Raw genomic sequence first — 16,459 nt, 5'->3', positions numbered from 1 at the left:
CTCGGACATGTGGGAAGTTCTCATCCCTGTCCTGATCGTGGTCGCGATCATCGTCATCGCCGGCATCTACCTGTGGGCGACGTACAACTCGCTGGTACAGCTGAACGTGCGCGTCGACGAGGCATGGAGCGACATCACGGTGCAGCTCAAACGGCGCGCCGACCTGCTTCCCAACCTCATCGAGACCGTCAAGGGCTACGCCGGACACGAGAAGGCGGTCTTCGAGAACGTCACGCGTGCGCGTGCGGAGACGCTCTCGGCGGGCGGACCGGCCGAAGCAGGCATCGCTGAAGGCCACATGCAGCAGGCGCTGAAGTCGATCTTCGCCGTCGCGGAGGCGTACCCGCAGCTGCAGGCGAGTCAGAACTTCCTGCAGCTGCAGCAGGCGGTCGTCGACACCGAGGACAAGATCCAGGCCTCGCGCCGCTTCTACAACGGCGGAGTGCGGGAGCTGAACACCAAGATCAAGGTGTTCCCGAACAACCTCTTCGCCCGCAACCTCGGCTTCACCGAGCGCGAGTTCTTCGAGGTCGTCGACGGCGCGCCCATCTCCGAGCCGCCGCGCGTTCAGTTCTGACGCGTCAGCGCACGGCGAGGACGATGTCCTCACCGGTGACGACGACGTCTCCGCGCAGCGTCCACGCGTCGTCGCGGTAGGTGAACGAGGCCTCCGCACCTGTGCGGTCCACCCCGGTCACCGTCGCGACGACGATCCCTCCGGATGCGGTGAACGTGCGCACATCGGGGGACAGGGCGAGGACGGGGAACCGTTCGACGCGGTACGCGAACGCGGATGCCGAGGCCAGATCCGCGGCCCACGGGATCCGCAGGCCACAGGCTTCGGGAACCGCCGCGCCACCGCTCGTGCACTCCCGCGCGTAGGCGTCGAGCTGCTCCTGCAGGCGCGGCACCGCCTCGGGCGACAGCGACGCCTCCACCTGCACATCCGTCGTCCGGTCGGTGGAGACCGCGGCGGTCACCGAGCCGTCGACGAGTCCGCGCGGGACCGCGGAGAACTCGTACACGGCAGGAAGCAGCGACACCGTGCCCGCAGGGACGAGCACGTCGCCCACCGCGACAGCGTCGCCGACGGTCGTGCTGACCTCCACCGCGGCGAGGGCGTCGTCGGCTACGCGCCACCGGCCATCGACGAGGCGCAGTCCGAAGGAGATCTCCCGCTCGGCGCCGTCGAAGACGGCCGTGGCCCGCACGGCGGCGTGCGATCCGGTCTCGGTGAGCTGGTCGATGCGCAGCCGCTGGGGGTAGGACGAGGCGGCGGCGAATGCGTCGGCAGGCTCGGGGTCCGCCGGCACGATCAGGTCCGCCACAGCGTCGGCATCGCCGGATTCCAGCGCCCGCAGGAAGGCGAGAGCGGTGCTCTCCGCGCCGACGGGCCGCGTGGCCACCCACGCCACCGCCCCCGCGGCGATCAGGAGGGCGGCGGCGATGCCGCCGATCACGGCGGTGCGGCGCCTCATCCCGGTTCCTCTGACGCGAGGGCGACCGGTTCGGCGTCGGCGCGGTCGTGCCGGCCCGCCCGGGGGAGAGCAGCCGCGAGGTCTTCCACGGCGTCACCCCAGCGCGAGATCGACACGTCCGCCAGCCCTTGCCAGCGCGCCGCGGCCTCGAGCACCTCGGCGAGGCGCCCGGGCGCGTCGGCCGGGCGGCCCGGCTCCCACCACGCCGACTGGACCAGCAGCGTGCTGCGCGCACGGTCGGCCTTCAGATCCACGCGTCCCACGACGTCGTCGCCCACCAGCACCGGGAGGGAGTAGTACCCGTAACGGCGGCGGGGGGCGGGCGTGTAGATCTCGATGCGGTAGGCGAATCCGAAGAGCCGCTCGGCGCGCTCCCGGAACCACACCAGCGGATCGAAGGGCGTGAGCACCGCTGCCGCATCCACCCGACGCGGCACCACCGCATCCCGGTGCATCCAGGCCGGCGCGGGCCGGCCCCCGGACGTCCATCCCTGCACGGTGACGGGGGTGAGCTCGCCGGCGTCGACGAGATCGCGCACCGCGGCGAGCACAGCGGGACGGTCGCGGATGCGCCAGTAGTCGGCGAGGTCGGCCGCTGTCGCGACGCCGTACGCCCGTGCCGCGCGCCGCACCAGCTCCCGCACCGCGTCGCCGCGGGGCACCGGGGCGGCGAGCACGTCGGCGGGGATCACGTGCTCGGCCAGCGCGTAGCGACGTTCGAAGCCGCGACGCCCGGCGATCGCGACGTCACCGAAGAGCCAGAGGTATTCCAGGGCGTGCTTGACGTCGCTCCACTCCCACCAGGAGCCGACCCGGCCGCGGGCGAGGCCGCCTTCGAGCTCGGCCGGGCGCAGCGGCCCGCGGGCGGCGAGCTCCGCCCGCACCCACGCGACCGTGTCGGCGTGCGTGCGCGCCCAGGAGTCGGGCGCGGAAGCGTATTTCTCCCGGAACTCCCGCATGCGGAAGTCGAACAGCGACCAGTCCCCGGCGGGGATGAACGACGCGACATGCGCCCAGTACTCCACGTACGGCGCGCGGCGGGCGAACAGCAGCCGGTCGAGGGCGTCGGTGTCGTACGGGCCCAGGCGCGAGAACAGCGGCATGTAGTGCGAACGCGCGAAGACGTTCACCGAATCGATCTGCAGCGTGCCCATCCGCCGCACCGCTGCCGAGAGCGCGCGGGTGCCGGGAGCGCCCGCCGGGGGACGCCCGAAACCCTGTGCCGACACCGCGACACGACGGGCTTCCGCGGCGCTCAAGGTCGGTCTCACCCGCCCCAGCCTAACCACGGCCACGGACATCACCGCGGCTGCACGCGACGCCTAGACTGGCGGGATGACCGGCTCCGGACCCGACGCACGCGGTTCGTTCTTCGGTGCCTTCCGCCGCCCCCCGGGGCCCGCCGTCACCGCGGATCCCGAAAGCGGAGACACCGTCCCCCGCGGCCTCCGAGTGGCAACCGCCTACGCATGGCGCCTGCTCGTCCTGGCCGCGGCGGCCGGCGTGACCGTCTGGCTCGTCATCCAGTTGAAGCTGCTCATCATCCCCCTGCTCATCGCGATCCTGGTGTCGGCGCTGCTGTGGCCGGCCTTCTCGTGGATGCTGCGGCACCGGTGGCCGCGCTGGCTGGCCATCGTCGTCTCGGTGATCTCGACCCTCGCGATCGTGACGGGCCTGCTGTGGCTGGCGGTCTGGCAGATCACGCGGCAGTGGGGCGACGTGCGCGACCGCACGGTGGAAGCCACAGAACAGCTGCGCCAGTACCTCATTCAGGGACCGCTGCATCTGACCGCCACGCAGATCGATGACGGCCTGAACCAGGCCGTCGTCTTCCTCGAGGAGCAGGCGGAACTGCTGTGGTCGGGTGCGCTCGCGATCGGCACCACCGTCGGACACGTCGTGACGGGGCTCCTGCTGACCCTGTTCATCCTCCTGTGCCTCCTCGCCGACGGCGGCGGGATCTGGCGCTGGACCACGCGGCTGTTCCCGCGGAAGGCGCGACCGGCCGTGGACGGAGCCGGACGCGCGGGCTGGGTGACGGTGGTCAACTACGCGCGCACGCAGTTGCTGGTCGCCTCGATCGACGCGGTGGGCATCGGCCTGGGTGCGTTCCTGCTCGGCGTGCCGCTGGCGATCCCCATCGGCGTGCTGGTCTTCCTGGGCGCCTTCGTGCCGTTCGTCGGCGCGATCGTCACCGGGGCCGTCGCCGTGTTCATCGCGCTGGTGTACAACGGGCCGTGGATCGCGTTCTGGATGCTCGTGGTCGTGCTGGGAGTGCAGCAGCTGGAGAGCCACGTGCTGCAGCCGCTGCTCATGGGCTCGGCGGTCAAGGTCCACCCGCTCGCCGTCGTGCTGGTCGTCGCCGGCGGAGCGATGGTCGGCGGCATCCCCGGCGCGCTGTTCGCGGTGCCCCTGGCCGCGTTCGTCAACGTCGTGGCCGTCTACCTGAGCTCACGATCGTGGGAGAGCGGTCGGCCACCGGCTTCCGCCGATCTCATCTGGAGTACCGTGCCGCGTCGACGAGGGAACACCGCATGACCGTATCCGCATCTCCCGCCGTGACCGCTCCCACCCTGGCCGGCTTCGAGGATGCCGCGGCCGTCCTCGACGGCATCATCGCGCGCACGCCGCTGGACGAGTCCCAGCACCTCAGCGAGGTGCTGGGGGTCCCGGTGCACCTGAAGCTGGAGAACCTGCAGCGCACCGGCTCGTTCAAGATCCGCGGCGCCACGTATCGCCTGTCGCGCCTGACCGCCGAGGAGCGCGCACGCGGCGTCGTGGCGGCCTCGGCGGGCAACCACGCCCAGGGTGTGGCGCTGGCCGCGCAGCAGCTGGGGATCCCCGCCACGATCTTCATGCCGCTCGGTGTCCCCGTTCCCAAGCTGCTGGCCACGCGCGGGTACGGCGCCGAGGTCATCCTGGAGGGCGCCACCGTCGAGACGCCCCTGCGCCTGGCCGCCGAACATGCCGAGCGCACGGGCGCCGTGCTCATCCACCCCTTCGACCACCCCGACATCGTCCTGGGTCAGGGCACGCTCGGCCTGGAGCTCTTCGAGGAGCTGCCCGACCTCGCCACCGTCGTGATCGGGATCGGCGGCGGGGGACTGGCCGCCGGTGTCGCCGCCGCCGTCAAGCTGCGCGCGGCCGCGGTGGGACGCACCGTCCGCGTCGTCGGCGTGCAGGCGGAGAACTCCGCCGCCTACCCGTCCTCCCTCCAGGCGGGCCGTCCGCTCGTGGTGGAGACGCGCCCGACGATCGCCGACGGCATCGCGGTGGCGCGTCCGGGCGACCTGACCTTCGCGCTGGTCCAGGAGTACGTCGACGAGGTCGTCACAGTCACCGAGGACGACATCGCGCGCGCCCTCCTGGTCCTGCTCGAGCGCGCCAAGCAGGTCGTCGAGCCCGCCGGTGCGGCGGGGGTGGCCGCCATCCTCGCGGGCAAGGTCCGCCCCACCGGCCCCACGGTGACGGTCCTCTCCGGTGGCAACATCGACCCGCTGCTGCTGCAGCGCGTCGTGGCGCACGGGTTGGCCGCCTCCGGGCGGTACATGACGCTGCGCATCCCGCTCCCCGATCGTCCGGGCCAGCTCGCGCGCGTGGCGGAGCTCCTCGCGCAGGCGGGCGCCAATGTCATCGAGGTGCTGCACACGCGGCACGGCCAGGGCCTTCAGATCAGCGAAGTGATCCTGCAGCTGAGCGTCGAGACGCGGGGCGCCGACCACCAGGCCGTCGTGATCGCCACGCTGGAGGCCGCCGGGTTCCAGTCGACGATCGTCGCCGACTGACCCGTTCCCGGCCGGGGCCGATCACTGACCCGAGTAGGTCTCCACCTTGACCACCTCGACCGGGATCTCCCGGCCGTTCGGTGCGGTGTACGAGCCCTTGTCGCCTTCGCGCATGCCGATGATCGCAGCGCCCAGCGGGGAGGCCTCGCTGTAGACGTCGAGCTCGGAGTCGACGGCGATCTCGCGGTTGCCCAGGAGGAAGACCTCTTCACCGCCGGCGACGAGCGCCGTCACCACGGTGCCCGGTTCCACGACGCCCGTGCTCTGGGGAGCCACTCCCACCTTGGCGTTCTTCAGCAGCTGCTGGAGCGTGCGGATGCGCGCCTCCTGCTTGCCCTGCTCGTCCTTGGCGGCGTGGTAGCCGCCGTTCTCCTTGAGGTCGCCCTCTTCGCGGGCGGACTCGATGCGCTTGGCGATCTCCTCGCGCCCGGTGGTGGAGAGGTGCTCGAGCTCGGCGGCGAGCCGATCGTATGCCTCCTGGGTGAGGAACGTCACCTGTGCGTCGCTGGACACGTCGCTCTCCTTCGTTCGGGTGGCCCGGTACGAACCGGGCCCGGGATATCGAAACGCCCCGGCTCAGGCCGGGGCGTCGTATCAGGATATGCTACGGGACCCAGCAGCTGTTCACCAAACCCGTGGTGGCCAGGGCGACCGTGGGGATGGTCTCGGTGAACGCGCGCTCATGCGCCTCGGCCGCGGGGTACTCCACGATCCGCCAGCCCACCACTCCGTGCTCCTCGTCCTGGGCCTCCAGGGCGCATGCCACGGCCGCGCCGGGGGGAGCGGTGATCTGGAACTCGACCGTGACGGTGCGCTCGTCGGCGACGTCGTAACCGGTGCCGACGACGTCGACGGCGTTGAGCGTGCGCGCGACGGTGCTCCAGCCGAGTGCGATTACGAGCGCCGCGGCGATCACCCCGACGATCACCCAGCCCACCACGCGCCGGGTCCGAGATCGCCGCCGGCCGTATCGCTCGTCGAGCAGCTGCTGCGTGGTCATCGTTCCTCGGGTCGTTCTAGGCTGGTCTTTCCAGGCTATGCGCTCCGGCGCGGAACGAGGACCAATGTACGACCTGCTCATGGCCGCCGCCGCCACTCCGTCGCCTACGCCCCAGGCGCCGCCGGCCGAGCTCGTCACCCCCGGTCCGTGGGGGTTCGGCGTGATCGCCGTACTCACCCTGGCCGTCGTGCTGCTCGTCGTCGACATGCTCCGCCGCATCCGCCGCAGCGGCTACCGCGAGGACGTGCGGGCCGAACTCGACGCCGAGGAGCAGGCACGCGCATCCACGCGCGCCACCGACACCGACGACGAGGACATCGACCCGGACGCCGATCCCGCGCGGCGTTAGCGTCCTCAGCCGGCGTGGTACGCCGGATGCATCGCGATGAGCAGGCTCGCCGCCCAGTGGCACAGGAACGCCAAGACGGTGCACACGTGGAAGATCTCGTGGAACCCGAAGTGGCCGGGCCACGGGTTGGGGCGCTTGAGCGCGTAGACGACCGCGCCGGCGGTGTAGAGCAGTCCGCCGATCAGGACGAGCGTCATCATCGTCGCGTTGGCATCGAACAGGTCGAACAGGTACATCACCGCCGCCCAGCCGAGGGCCAGGTACAGCGCGACGTACAACCACCGGGGCGCATGCAGCCAGAACACGCGGAAGAGGATGCCGACGATCGCCCCTCCCCACACGACCGACAGCAGGATGATCGTCTTCTGCGTCGGCAGGGCCAGCACGGCCAGCGGCGTGTAGGTGCCCGCGATCAGGAGCATGATGTTGGCGTGGTCGATGCGTTTGAGCACGGCCAGCGTACGGGGCTTCCAGTTGAAGCGGTGATACAACGCGGAGCTGCCGAACAGCATCATCGAGGTGACCATGAACACCGCAGAGGCCCACTTCGCCGGTGCGCCCTGCGCGAGGCTGATCAGCACGACGCCCGCCACGACGGCGATCGGGAACGTCGCGGCGTGGATCCAGCCGCGCCACGTGGGCTTGACGTCGCTCTGCGCGCCGACGGCTCCGGCCTCGATCAGCGGCAGCTCGGGAACGTGGGCGCCCTCGGATTCCAGGTGGGGGTCGGGGGTGCGTCGGGTCACCTCTCCAGCCTAAAGGTCGCTGTATGCCGGACGGGGAACACACGGGGGTGGGGGGGTAGCGTAGACGCGTGAGCGGTGGCGGCGGCAATCAGGGCAGAGGGCCGCTGTATCGGCTCTACATCAACCGCCTCCGCCGGCGCCTGCACCCGGAGACGGTGCCGCACCACGTGGCGATGATGATCGACGGCAATCGGCGGTGGGCGCGTCAGCTGGGTTACGAGACCGCCGCACACGGCCACCGGGCCGGCGCGGCCAAGATGCGCGAGTTCCTGCGCTGGTGCGACGACCTCGGCATCGAGGTCGTGTCGCTGTACCTTCTGTCCACCGACAACCTCCGCAAGCGCGAGTCCCGGGAACTGGCCGACCTGATCGACATCATCGCCGAGCTCGCCGACGAGCTCTCGCGCGAGTCCGATTGGCGCGTGCAGCACGTGGGCCGCGCCGACCTCCTGCCGCCCGACCTGGCGCGAGTGCTCGCCGACGCGCAGGAGCGCACCCGCGAGCACACCGGGCTGCACGTGAACCTGGCCGTCGGCTACGGCGGTCGCAGCGAGATCGTCGACGCGGTGCGCAGCATCATCGCCCAGCACGACCGCGAGGGCGGGTCGCTGGAGGAACTGGCGGCCAGCCTGACCCCCGAGCAGATCGGCGAGCACCTCTACACCGGCGGTCAAGCCGACCCCGACCTCGTCATCCGCACGTCGGGCGAGCAGCGCCTGAGCGACTTCCTGCTGTGGCAGAGCGCCCACAGCGAGTTCTACTTCGTCGAGGCGCTGGGCCCCGACCTGCGCGAGGTCGACTTCCTCCGCGCCATCCGCGACTACGCCGATCGCGACCGCCGCTACGGCGGATGACACGGAGAATTCCCGTGCCCGACACCGGCGGGGGCGTGTCGCGCACCTCGCCGCCCGCACGCCGGTCGTACGGTGATCGCACCGGGCACGGAGTCCGGTCGGGTCGGCCTTCCGGATCGCGACTCGCTACCCTGGTCGACTCGTGACTGCCGGGTGACACACCCGGGTGGGGAGTGGGTTGTGACCGCACGAGCACCGCAGCAGCAGAGCCGGGAGTTCACCGACGAGACCGCGGAGCAGGACCTCCGGACGTACGTGCTGGACACCTCCGTCCTCCTGAGCGATCCGCGGGCGTTCTTCCGCTTCGCCGAGCATTCCGTCGTGATCCCCGTCGTGGTCGTCACCGAGCTGGAGAGCAAACGGCACGACCCCGAGCTGGGCTACTTCGCCCGTCAGGCCCTGCGCCACCTGGACGGCCTGCGCGTCGAGCACGGCCGGCTGGATTTCCCCGTGCCCGTCGGTGACGGCGGCACGCTGCGGGTCGAGCTGAACAACACCGACCCCACGGTGCTGCCCTCGGGCATGCGGCTGGGCGACAACGACACCCGCATCCTCGCCGTCGCGATGCACCTCGCGCAGGACGGCAGTGAGGTCACGGTCGTCTCCAAAGACCTCCCGATGCGGGTCAAGGCCGCGTCGCTGGGCCTGCACGCCGAGGAGTACCTCGCCGAGCAGGCAGTCGACTCGGGATGGACCGGCATCGCCGACCTGAACGTGGGCGGCGACGACATGAGCGACCTCTACGAGTCCGAGGTCGCCGCCAGCGACGACGTCGTGGGGCTGCCGGTGAACACGGGCCTCATCATCCACTCCGAGCGGGGCTCGGCCCTCGGGCGCGTCACGGGGGACGGTGCCTACCGGCTCGTCCGGGGCGACCGGGAGGTGTTCGGCCTGCACGGCCGCTCGGCCGAGCAGCGCATCGCGATCGACCTTCTGCTGGACCCGGACGTGGGCATCGTCTCCCTCGGCGGCCGGGCGGGAACCGGGAAGTCGGCCCTCGCCCTGTGCGCGGGCCTGGAGTCGGTGCTCGAACGCCAGCAGCAGCGCAAGATCATCGTCTTCCGTCCGCTGTTCGCCGTCGGCGGGCAGGAACTCGGATACCTCCCCGGAGACGCCGCGGAGAAGATGAATCCGTGGGGGCAGGCGGTCTTCGACACGCTCGGCTCGGTCGTCTCGCCGAACGTGCTGGAGGAGGTGCTGGCACGCGGCCTCCTCGAGGTGCTGCCCCTCACGCACATCCGCGGCCGCTCACTGCACGATGCGTTCGTGATCGTCGACGAGGCCCAGTCGCTGGAGCGCAACGTCCTCCTCACCGTCCTCAGCCGCGTCGGGCAGAACTCCCGCGTCATCCTCACCCACGACGTCGGTCAGCGCGACAACCTGCGTGTGGGCCGGCACGACGGCATCGCGTCGGTCATCGAGACGCTCAAGGGCCACGCCCTGTTCGGGCACGTCACGCTGACGCGGTCGGAGCGCTCGGCGATCGCCGCCCTGGTCACCGACCTGCTGGAGGCGGGCGAGCTGTCGTGAGGCGAGGCGGAACCGCGTAGATGAGAGCACTCTCACCCCCGGTTCCGCCTTCTCTCACGAATCTGCCCCATGATGGATGCAGCGAGGGAGACCTCGCACCGCCCCCGCGGCGGATACCCCCCAATAGAGAAGCACGGGACCGATCAGGGCCCGTCGTGGAGAAAAGGTCACCGCGCTTATTCGGGTAGCGCGGTCGATACATCCGGAGTTCCCCCCGACTCCGGCTCTCCCATAGCCCTCGGCGTCCCCCAGCGCCGGGGGCTCTCTCTTTGGCGCGAGGGCGGCTCACTCCCAGCGGTAGCCTGCACCTCGCACCGTCGTGATGCACTCGTGCCCGAACTTGCCGCGCAGGTAGCGGACGTAGACGTCGACCACGTTGGATCCGGGGTCGAAGTCCAGGCCCCACACGCGGCTGAGCAGCTGTTCGCGGCTGAGCACCTGTCCCGGGTGGCGGAGGAACTGCTCCGCCAACGCGAACTCCCGCGCGCTCAGATCGATCTCCCGGCCCGCCACGGTGGCCCGTCGCGTGAGCACATCGAGCGACACGTCGCCGTGGACGACCGCGATCGTGCCGGTCTGCACGGTCTCGCGCAGGCGGGATCGGACCCGGGCGAGCAGCTCGTCGAACTTGAACGGCTTCGCGACGTAGTCGTTGGCGCCCGCGTCCAGGCCGTCCACGGTGTCGCGCGTGCTGGAGCGGGCGGTGAGGATGATGACGGGGAGCGTGGACCCCTGGCCGCGCAGGTCGCGCAGCACCTCGAACCCGTCCATGGTGGGCAGCCCGATGTCCAGGAGCATGAGGTCGACCTCGCCCGACAGCGCGGCTTCGAGTGCGTCGCCCCCGTCCTCGACCACGCGGGTGCGGTAGCCGGCGGACTCGAGTCCGCGGCTGATGAAGGCCGAGATGCGGGTCTCGTCTTCGGCGATGAGGATGAGCGTCATCCGGAGGCCTCTCGCTGCTGGACCACGTCACCGGCGCGCACGGGCGCCGGCAGGTCGGCCGGTGCCCGCCCGCGTCCGGGCGGGATGTGGATGGTGAAGGTGGCGCCGCCGCCGGGGGTCTCGGTGACCGAGCAGTGGCCGTCGTGGCCTTTCACGATCGCGTCCACGATGGCGAGTCCGAGCCCCGAGCCGCCGACGGTGCGGCGCCCTTCGGCGCGGTCGAAGCGGCGGAAGATGCGGTGGCGGGATGCGGGCGGGATGCCGGGGCCGTGGTCGCGCACCCACAGATGCGCGCCGGCGTCGTCGACGGAACTGCCGATCTCCACCGGCGTGCCCTCGGGGGTGTACTTCGCGGCGTTGTCGGCCAGCTGCAGCCACGCTTGGAGCAGGCGGTCGTAGTCGCCCTCGACGCGACCGTACCCGCGGGACTCGACACTCCACGAATGGCCGGGGATGACCGCCACCAGTTCTCCCACGCGTGCCGTGAGGGCGTCGACATCGATCATGTTCATCGTCAGCGCGCCGTCCTCGACAGCTGCCAGCAGATCGATGTCGTCGACGAGGCGGGTCATGCGGTCCAGCTCGGACATGCCGATCTCGCGCGTGGTCGCGACATCCACCGGATCCGTGACATCCATCGTCTCCAGATGCCCGCGCACGATCGTGATGGGGGTCTTCAGTTCATGCCGGACATCATCCAGCAGCTGGCGCTGCACGTCGACGGAGACCTCGATCCGGTCGAGCATGGAGTTGACGGTGCGGGTGAGGTCGGAGATCTCGTCGTTGCCGTCGGCGGGCAGGCGCGCGCCGAAGTCACCGATCGTGACGGCGTCGGCGGTGGCGCGGAGGTCGCGCAGCGGCAGGAGCAGCCGCCCGATCACGAACCACCCGACCACGCCGATGGCCAGCAGCATCCCGAGCCCCGTCACGGTGTAGGTGAGGACGCCGGTGATCACGAGCTGCATGCGGGCATCCAGCAGCACGGCGTGGGCGATGACGGCGCCGTCGACGGGCAGGGCGACGTAGCGCAGCGTGCCGTGGTCGCCGTTCACCGTCCCGTACTCGGCGGCCGTGGGCGAGGACGCGGACAGCGCCCGCACGAACTCCTCGTCGTCGGCCAGGTGCAGGCCCGTCGCGCTGGGTGCGGCGGCGATCACCTCGCCGTCGGCCACAGCGATCGTGCCGTCGGTGCGGTCGGGGACGATGCTGTGCACGACGTCGATGACGGCTGCGCGGTCGGGCATCGGCTCCGTCGCGACGCTCGCGGCGAACGTGCGCAACTGCCCATCGGCCGTCCGCAGCACGGTGTCCTGCTGCACCCAGAACGTGATCCCGCCCACCACGACGAGCCCGGCGCACGCGACGGCGAGGACAGCCCCCAGGATCCGTGCGCGCGCCGAGACCGTTCTCGGCGGGCGGTTCATCGTCTGATTATCGCGCGCGCCGGGGCCGAACCCGGTACGTGCGGGGCGTGGCTCACCCGGGGTGCGTCATGGAGAGCAGATCGAGCTTGGCGTCCAGCGCCTCCTCGGTCAGCTCGCCGCGCTCGATGTACCCGAGCTCGACGACGGCTTCGCGCACCGTGATGCCCTTGGCGACGGAGTGCTTGGCGATCTTGGCGGCCGCTTCGTACCCGATGAGCTTGTTCAGCGGGGTCACGATGGAGGGCGACATGCCCGCGTAGGCGGCGGCGCGCTCGACGTTGGCCTGCAGGCCGTCGATCGTCTTGTCGGCCAGCACGCGCATGGTGTTGGCGAGCAGGCGGATCGACTCCAGCAGCGCCGTGCCCATGACCGGGATGGCCACGTTCAGCTCGAACGATCCGGATGCCCCGGCCCACGCGATCGTGGCGTCGTTGCCGATCACGCGCGCGCACACCATGAGGGTGGCCTCGGGGACGACCGGGTTGACCTTGCCCGGCATGATCGACGACCCCGGCTGCAGGTCGGGGATGTGCAGTTCGGCCAGGCCGGTGTTCGGGCCAGACCCCATCCAGCGCAGGTCGTTGTTGATCTTCGTCAGCGACACCGCGATCGTGCGCAGGGCGCCGGATGCCTCGACCAGGCCGTCGCGGTTGGCCTGGGCCTCGAAGTGGTCCTTCGCCTCGGTGATCGGCAGCTCCGTCTCATCCACGATGAGCTGGATGACCTTCTGCGGGAACCCGGCGGGCGTGTTGATGCCGGTGCCCACGGCCGTGCCGCCGAGGGGGACCTCCGCGACGCGGGGCAGGACGGCCTGGACGCGCTCGATGCCCAGGCGCATCTGGCGCGCGTACCCGCCGAACTCCTGGCCGAGGGTGACGGGCGTTGCATCCATCAGGTGCGTGCGGCCGGACTTCACGACGTCCTTCCACGCCTCGGACTTCTCCTCGAAGGCGACGGCGAGGTGGTCCAGCGCGGGGATGAGGTCGTCGATGAGCGCCTGCGTCGCGGCGATGTGCACCGACGTGGGGAACACGTCGTTGGAGGACTGCGACGCATTGACGTGGTCGTTGGGGTGCACGGGGGAGCCGAGGTCGCGCGTGGCGAGGGTGGCGAGCACCTCGTTCATGTTCATGTTCGACGACGTGCCGCTGCCGGTCTGGTAGACGTCGATGGGGAACTGGTCGGCGTGCTCGCCGGCGATGATGCGGTCGGCGGCGCGCGCGATCGCGTCGGCGACGGCGCCGTCGAGGGTGCCGAGCTCCTTGTTCGCCAGCGCCGCGGCCTTCTTGATGCGCGCCAGCGCCACGATCTGCGCCGGATCGAGCGCGTCACCGGAGATGGGGAAGTTCTCCACCGCGCGCTGGGTCTGCGCGGCGTACAGCGCGTCCTTGGGAACGCGCACCTCGCCCATGGTGTCGTGCTCGATGCGGTACTCGGTCTCGGTCACGTCGTCGTCCTCCTGTTGCCGATGGTGGTCTGGATGGTCAGGGCAGCGGGTCGCCCGCGTCGCCAACGATCACGACGGGGGCGGCGGTGCCCTCGGCGAGTCGGTAGTTCGCGCCGACGACGGCCAGGCGCCCCTCGGCGACGGCCTCGCTGATCAGTTCGGATGCGTGCAGCAGCTGCGTCACGGTGTCGCGCAGGTGCACGCGACCGACCTGTTCCGGGTCGATCGCGCCGGCGGCCGCGGCGGGGTCGGCGCGCTGCACGCGCCGGACGGCGGGCACGATCGAGGCGATCTGACGCCAGATGAGCGGGGGCAGCAGCGGGGCGTCGGGCTGCACGCTCTCGATCGCCGCGCCCACGGCGCCGCACGCATCGTGGGCGAGCACGACGATGAGCGGCACCTCCAGCACCGCGACGGCGTACTCCAGGCTGCCCACGACCGAGTCGGAGATGATCTGGCCGGCGTTGCGCACGACGAACAGGTCGCCCAGGCCCTCGTCGAAGATGATCTCCGCCGCGAGGCGCGAGTCGGAGCATCCGAACAGGGCCGCGCGTGGACGCTGCCCGCCCGCCAGCTCGTGGCGACGTTCGACGTCCTGCCGGGGATGGCGGGGTTCGCCCGCGACGAAGCGGGCGTTGCCCTGCCGCATCTCATCCCACACCCCGCGGGGTGTGGCGGCGGGGGCGGTCACGGGGTCGCTCGCAGGTCGGTGATCTGAGGCGCGAGCGCCTCGGCGAGGGAGGCCGCAGCTTCGGGGGAGGACGAGCCGTAGACGAGGATGCGATCGGCTCCGGCCTGCGTGCCCAGCGCGTACGACACGTTGCCGGCCCGCGAGGGGTCGGACACGTGGTACTCGTCCCACACGATGCCGTCGATCGTCAGGGTGCCGTCGGGGCGGGTGCCGGCGAGGAGCTCGAGCGGCCACGACTCGTCGGCGTCGAAGCCCTGCGACACGCGGAGGAAGCCGGCGGTGCGGGCGGGGACGGTCACGACCGTCCAGGCGTCCACGCTGCCACCCTCCAGGGATGCCGCGTTCACGCGCCAGCCCTCGGGCAGGTCGGGGTCGAGCACGGGGCGCTGCAGCGTCTCACTGAGCGCGGCGGCTTCGGCCGTGACGTCGATGGGGGGCGGCTCGGGGATCTCGCCACGGGGCACGCCGAAGATCACCACGGCGACCACGGCCAGGATCACCCCGAGGGCGACCAGGAGATTGCGGAAGGTCTTGCTGGAGCGGTACGCCTGGGAGGACGCGGCCTTGCGGGCGGCGGTCTCATCCGGAGTCTCGGGACGACCGAGCTCCGCCACGACGCGGGCCATCACGACTCCGAAGCGTCGGCGCGCGCCGCGTCGAGTCGGCGCTTTGCCCCCAGCAGCCACTCCTCGCAGCGCGCCGCGAGGGCTTCACCGCGCTCCCACAGCGTGAGGGATTCCTCGAGGGTGGGAGCGCCCTGCTCGAGTTCGGCGACGACGCGGACGAGCTCGTCGCGGGCCTGCTCGAACGACAGAGCCGCGACTTCGGCGGGGCCGGATTGCGACGCGGTCATGCCTTCCATCCTAGTTGTCCCCGTCCTGCGTCGCCGCCGCGGGGGACTCCTCCACGGGGCCTTCGGAGCGGGCGGCGAACGAGCCCTGCGCCACGGTCACGAGCACGTCGGCGCCTGCCGGGGCCTGTGTCGCGTCGCGCACGATGACCCCGTCGCGCAGATGCGCGATGGCGTAGCCGCGCGACAGCGTCGCCAGGGGGGAGAGCGCCCGCAGCGACGCGCGCAGCTCCCTCGTCCGCCGGTCGTCGGCGGCCACGCGGCGCTCGAGGATGTCGCGGCCGCGGTTGACCAGCATCCACGTCTCCTGCGCGCGTCCGGTCAACAGGGCGTCGGGGGTGCGCAGCACCGGACGTGAGCGCAGCTGCTCCAGCTGCGCGATGTCATGCGTCACGCGCTGGGAGAGGCGGCTGCTCAGGCGCGCGCGCAGCTGCGCGACGAGGGCGCGCTGCTCGCTGACATCCGGAACGACGCGCTTCGCCGCGTCGGTCGGCGTCGACGCGCGCAGGTCTGCGACGTCATCCAGCAGCGGGTGGTCGTTCTCGTGCCCGATCGCGCTGACCACCGGCGTGGACGCGGCGGCCACCGCGCGCAGGAGCCGTTCGTCGCTGAACCCCAGGAGCGTCTGCGGATCGCCGCCACCGCGGGCGATCACGATGACGGCGACCTCGGGGTCGGCATCCAGCGCTTTCAGCGCTGCGATCGTCTCCGGGACGCACCGGTCGCCCTGCACGGCGGCGTGCTTGGTGCGGATGCGCACGTGCGGCCAGCGCAGTTCGGCATTGCGGTGCACGTCCTTCTCGGCGTCGGAGTTCTCGCCCGTGATGAGCCCGATGAGGCCGGGGAGGAACGGCAGCCGCTTCTTGCGCGAGGCGTCGAAGAGCCCCTCGGCCCGCAGTTTCGTGCGCAGCTGCTCGAGGCGTTCGAGCTGGTCGCCCAGGCCCACGTGGCGCATGGCGGAGACGGCGAAGCTGAAGTCGCCCGAGCGGGGGAAGTAGTCCGCCTTGACGCACGCGACGACGTGGTCGCCGGTGGCGAAGTCCTTCGGGAGGCGCTGCGCCGTGCTCGACCACACGCGGAAGGAGATCGTGGCGTCGGTGGTGAGGTCCTTCATCCGCCCGAAGACGTTGCCCCCGCGCAGGTTCCAGGAGGTGATCTCGCCCTCGACCCACACCGAGCCCCAGCGGTCGACGAACCCGCGGATGGTGTCGTTCAGGCGCGCGACCGAGGTCGGAGCGTGCACGGTGGAGTCCCGCGGTGGCACGGAATCGGGCGGCGGGGGCTGCCCCGGAACGGTTTCGGGCTGGAACGTGGTCATCGCTTCTCGCAGGTATCGGCGGATCGGCCGGTATTGGGCCGTCGT

18 protein-coding genes are annotated in these 16,459 nt (G+C 71.2%); 6 read left to right on the top strand and 12 right to left on the bottom strand.

Annotated elements, in window-relative coordinates:
- Nucleotides 1-7 precede the first annotated feature (7 nt).
- The gene (locus E4K62_RS12040) at nt 8-577 is read left to right on the top strand and encodes a LemA family protein (RefSeq protein ID WP_135067748.1); all 570 of its coding nucleotides are present in this window, start codon (nt 8-10) and stop codon (nt 575-577) included.
- A 4-nt stretch (nt 578-581) separates the two neighbouring features.
- Here E4K62_RS12040 and E4K62_RS12035 read toward each other — a convergent pair whose 3' ends face one another.
- Nucleotides 582-1,478 (bottom strand): hypothetical protein, encoded by an 897-nt coding sequence (locus E4K62_RS12035; protein ID WP_135067746.1) that lies wholly within the window; start codon nt 1,476-1,478, stop codon nt 582-584.
- Nucleotides 1,475-2,749: a winged helix-turn-helix domain-containing protein gene (locus E4K62_RS12030; protein WP_240742679.1), complete on the bottom strand. Its 1,275-nt coding sequence runs from the start codon at nt 2,747-2,749 to the stop codon at nt 1,475-1,477. Before E4K62_RS12030 ends, E4K62_RS12035 begins: the two co-directional genes overlap by 4 nt.
- A gap of 64 nt (nt 2,750-2,813) precedes the next feature.
- Here E4K62_RS12030 and E4K62_RS12025 point away from each other — a divergent pair, with 64 nt between their 5' ends.
- The gene (locus tag E4K62_RS12025) at nt 2,814-4,016 is read left to right on the top strand and encodes an AI-2E family transporter (protein WP_135067742.1); all 1,203 of its coding nucleotides are present in this window, start codon (nt 2,814-2,816) and stop codon (nt 4,014-4,016) included.
- A complete protein-coding gene (ilvA, locus tag E4K62_RS12020; RefSeq protein WP_135067740.1) occupies nt 4,013-5,263 on the top strand; it encodes a threonine ammonia-lyase in 1,251 nt (416 codons plus the stop codon). The genes E4K62_RS12025 and ilvA overlap by 4 nt, the downstream gene beginning before the upstream one ends.
- Nucleotides 5,264-5,284: 21 nt before the next feature.
- Here ilvA and greA read toward each other — a convergent pair whose 3' ends face one another.
- Both greA and E4K62_RS12010 read right to left on the bottom strand, forming a co-directional pair.
- Entirely contained in the window at nt 5,285-5,776 is a 492-nt protein-coding gene (gene greA, locus E4K62_RS12015; RefSeq protein WP_135067738.1) for a transcription elongation factor GreA, read from the bottom strand.
- Nucleotides 5,777-5,867: 91 nt separating this feature from the next.
- On the bottom strand, nt 5,868-6,263 hold the full coding sequence (locus tag E4K62_RS12010) for a DUF4307 domain-containing protein (protein WP_135067736.1): 396 nt from the start codon (nt 6,261-6,263) through the stop codon (nt 5,868-5,870).
- Between the two features lie 64 nt (nt 6,264-6,327).
- Between E4K62_RS12010 and E4K62_RS12005 the strand changes: the two genes are divergently transcribed.
- Nucleotides 6,328-6,612: a hypothetical protein gene (locus E4K62_RS12005; RefSeq protein WP_135067734.1), complete on the top strand. Its 285-nt coding sequence runs from the start codon at nt 6,328-6,330 to the stop codon at nt 6,610-6,612.
- 5 nt (nt 6,613-6,617) lie between these two features.
- Here the strand turns inward: E4K62_RS12005 and trhA are convergent, their stop codons facing one another.
- Nucleotides 6,618-7,358 carry a PAQR family membrane homeostasis protein TrhA gene (trhA, locus tag E4K62_RS12000; protein ID WP_240742678.1) on the bottom strand — a complete coding sequence of 247 codons (741 nt, stop codon included), beginning with the start codon at nt 7,356-7,358 and terminating at the stop codon, nt 6,618-6,620.
- A 68-nt stretch (nt 7,359-7,426) separates the two neighbouring features.
- On the opposite strand from trhA, the gene E4K62_RS11995 reads away from it, so the two are divergent.
- Nucleotides 7,427-8,212 carry an isoprenyl transferase gene (locus E4K62_RS11995; RefSeq protein WP_135067732.1) on the top strand — a complete coding sequence of 262 codons (786 nt, stop codon included), beginning with the start codon at nt 7,427-7,429 and terminating at the stop codon, nt 8,210-8,212.
- Nucleotides 8,213-8,392: 180 nt separating this feature from the next.
- Nucleotides 8,393-9,742, top strand: a complete 1,350-nt coding sequence (locus tag E4K62_RS11990; protein ID WP_135067730.1) for a PhoH family protein — start codon at nt 8,393-8,395, stop codon at nt 9,740-9,742.
- Between the two features lie 285 nt (nt 9,743-10,027).
- On the opposite strand, the gene E4K62_RS11985 is transcribed toward E4K62_RS11990, so the two are convergent.
- The 7 genes from E4K62_RS11985 to xseA are packed head-to-tail and all read right to left on the bottom strand — an operon-like array spanning nt 10,028 to nt 16,414.
- Nucleotides 10,028-10,684 (bottom strand): response regulator transcription factor, encoded by a 657-nt coding sequence (locus E4K62_RS11985; RefSeq protein WP_135067728.1) that lies wholly within the window; start codon nt 10,682-10,684, stop codon nt 10,028-10,030.
- Complete coding sequence (locus E4K62_RS11980) at nt 10,681-12,108, bottom strand: sensor histidine kinase (protein ID WP_135067726.1); 1,428 nt, start codon at nt 12,106-12,108, stop codon at nt 10,681-10,683. Before E4K62_RS11980 ends, E4K62_RS11985 begins: the two co-directional genes overlap by 4 nt.
- 52 nt (nt 12,109-12,160) lie before the next feature.
- Nucleotides 12,161-13,555, bottom strand: coding sequence for a class II fumarate hydratase (locus E4K62_RS11975; protein ID WP_135067724.1), 1,395 nt, complete (start codon nt 13,553-13,555; stop codon nt 12,161-12,163).
- Nucleotides 13,556-13,592: 37 nt separating this feature from the next.
- A complete protein-coding gene (locus tag E4K62_RS11970) occupies nt 13,593-14,204 on the bottom strand; it encodes a carbonic anhydrase (RefSeq protein WP_135071313.1) in 612 nt (203 codons plus the stop codon).
- Between the two features lie 38 nt (nt 14,205-14,242).
- On the bottom strand, nt 14,243-14,872 hold the full coding sequence (locus E4K62_RS11965) for a DUF4245 family protein (protein ID WP_135067722.1): 630 nt from the start codon (nt 14,870-14,872) through the stop codon (nt 14,243-14,245).
- A complete protein-coding gene (locus E4K62_RS11960; protein ID WP_240742677.1) occupies nt 14,872-15,099 on the bottom strand; it encodes an exodeoxyribonuclease VII small subunit in 228 nt (75 codons plus the stop codon). Before E4K62_RS11960 ends, E4K62_RS11965 begins: the two co-directional genes overlap by 1 nt.
- A gap of 10 nt (nt 15,100-15,109) precedes the next feature.
- On the bottom strand, nt 15,110-16,414 hold the full coding sequence (gene xseA / locus E4K62_RS11955) for an exodeoxyribonuclease VII large subunit (protein ID WP_135067718.1): 1,305 nt from the start codon (nt 16,412-16,414) through the stop codon (nt 15,110-15,112).
- Between the last annotated feature and the right edge of the window lie 45 nt (nt 16,415-16,459).

Origin of the sequence: Microbacterium wangchenii, assembly GCF_004564355.1 — a bacterium.
GTDB classification, from domain to species: domain Bacteria; phylum Actinomycetota; class Actinomycetes; order Actinomycetales; family Microbacteriaceae; genus Microbacterium; species Microbacterium wangchenii.
The sequence above is the reverse complement of the archived record's forward strand: the minus strand, read 5'-3'. Positions and strand labels throughout refer to the sequence as shown.

Excerpts from the sequence above, each read along its gene's own strand:
- E4K62_RS12040 (WP_135067748.1), top strand. The coding sequence starts at position 8 with ATGTGGGAAGTTCTCATCCCTGTCCTGATCGTGGTCGCGATCATCGTC.
- E4K62_RS12035 (WP_135067746.1), bottom strand. The coding sequence starts at position 1,478 with ATGAGGCGCCGCACCGCCGTGATCGGCGGCATCGCCGCCGCCCTCCTG.
- E4K62_RS12025 (WP_135067742.1), top strand. The coding sequence starts at position 2,814 with ATGACCGGCTCCGGACCCGACGCACGCGGTTCGTTCTTCGGTGCCTTC.
- ilvA (WP_135067740.1), top strand. The coding sequence starts at position 4,013 with ATGACCGTATCCGCATCTCCCGCCGTGACCGCTCCCACCCTGGCCGGC.
- E4K62_RS12010 (WP_135067736.1), bottom strand. The coding sequence starts at position 6,263 with ATGACCACGCAGCAGCTGCTCGACGAGCGATACGGCCGGCGGCGATCT.
- E4K62_RS12005 (WP_135067734.1), top strand. The coding sequence starts at position 6,328 with ATGTACGACCTGCTCATGGCCGCCGCCGCCACTCCGTCGCCTACGCCC.
- E4K62_RS11985 (WP_135067728.1), bottom strand. The coding sequence starts at position 10,684 with ATGACGCTCATCCTCATCGCCGAAGACGAGACCCGCATCTCGGCCTTC.
- E4K62_RS11980 (WP_135067726.1), bottom strand. The coding sequence starts at position 12,108 with ATGAACCGCCCGCCGAGAACGGTCTCGGCGCGCGCACGGATCCTGGGG.
- E4K62_RS11970 (WP_135071313.1), bottom strand. The coding sequence starts at position 14,204 with ATGCGGCAGGGCAACGCCCGCTTCGTCGCGGGCGAACCCCGCCATCCC.
- E4K62_RS11965 (WP_135067722.1), bottom strand. The coding sequence starts at position 14,872 with ATGGCCCGCGTCGTGGCGGAGCTCGGTCGTCCCGAGACTCCGGATGAG.
- E4K62_RS11960 (WP_240742677.1), bottom strand. The coding sequence starts at position 15,099 with ATGACCGCGTCGCAATCCGGCCCCGCCGAAGTCGCGGCTCTGTCGTTC.
- xseA (WP_135067718.1), bottom strand. The coding sequence starts at position 16,414 with ATGACCACGTTCCAGCCCGAAACCGTTCCGGGGCAGCCCCCGCCGCCC.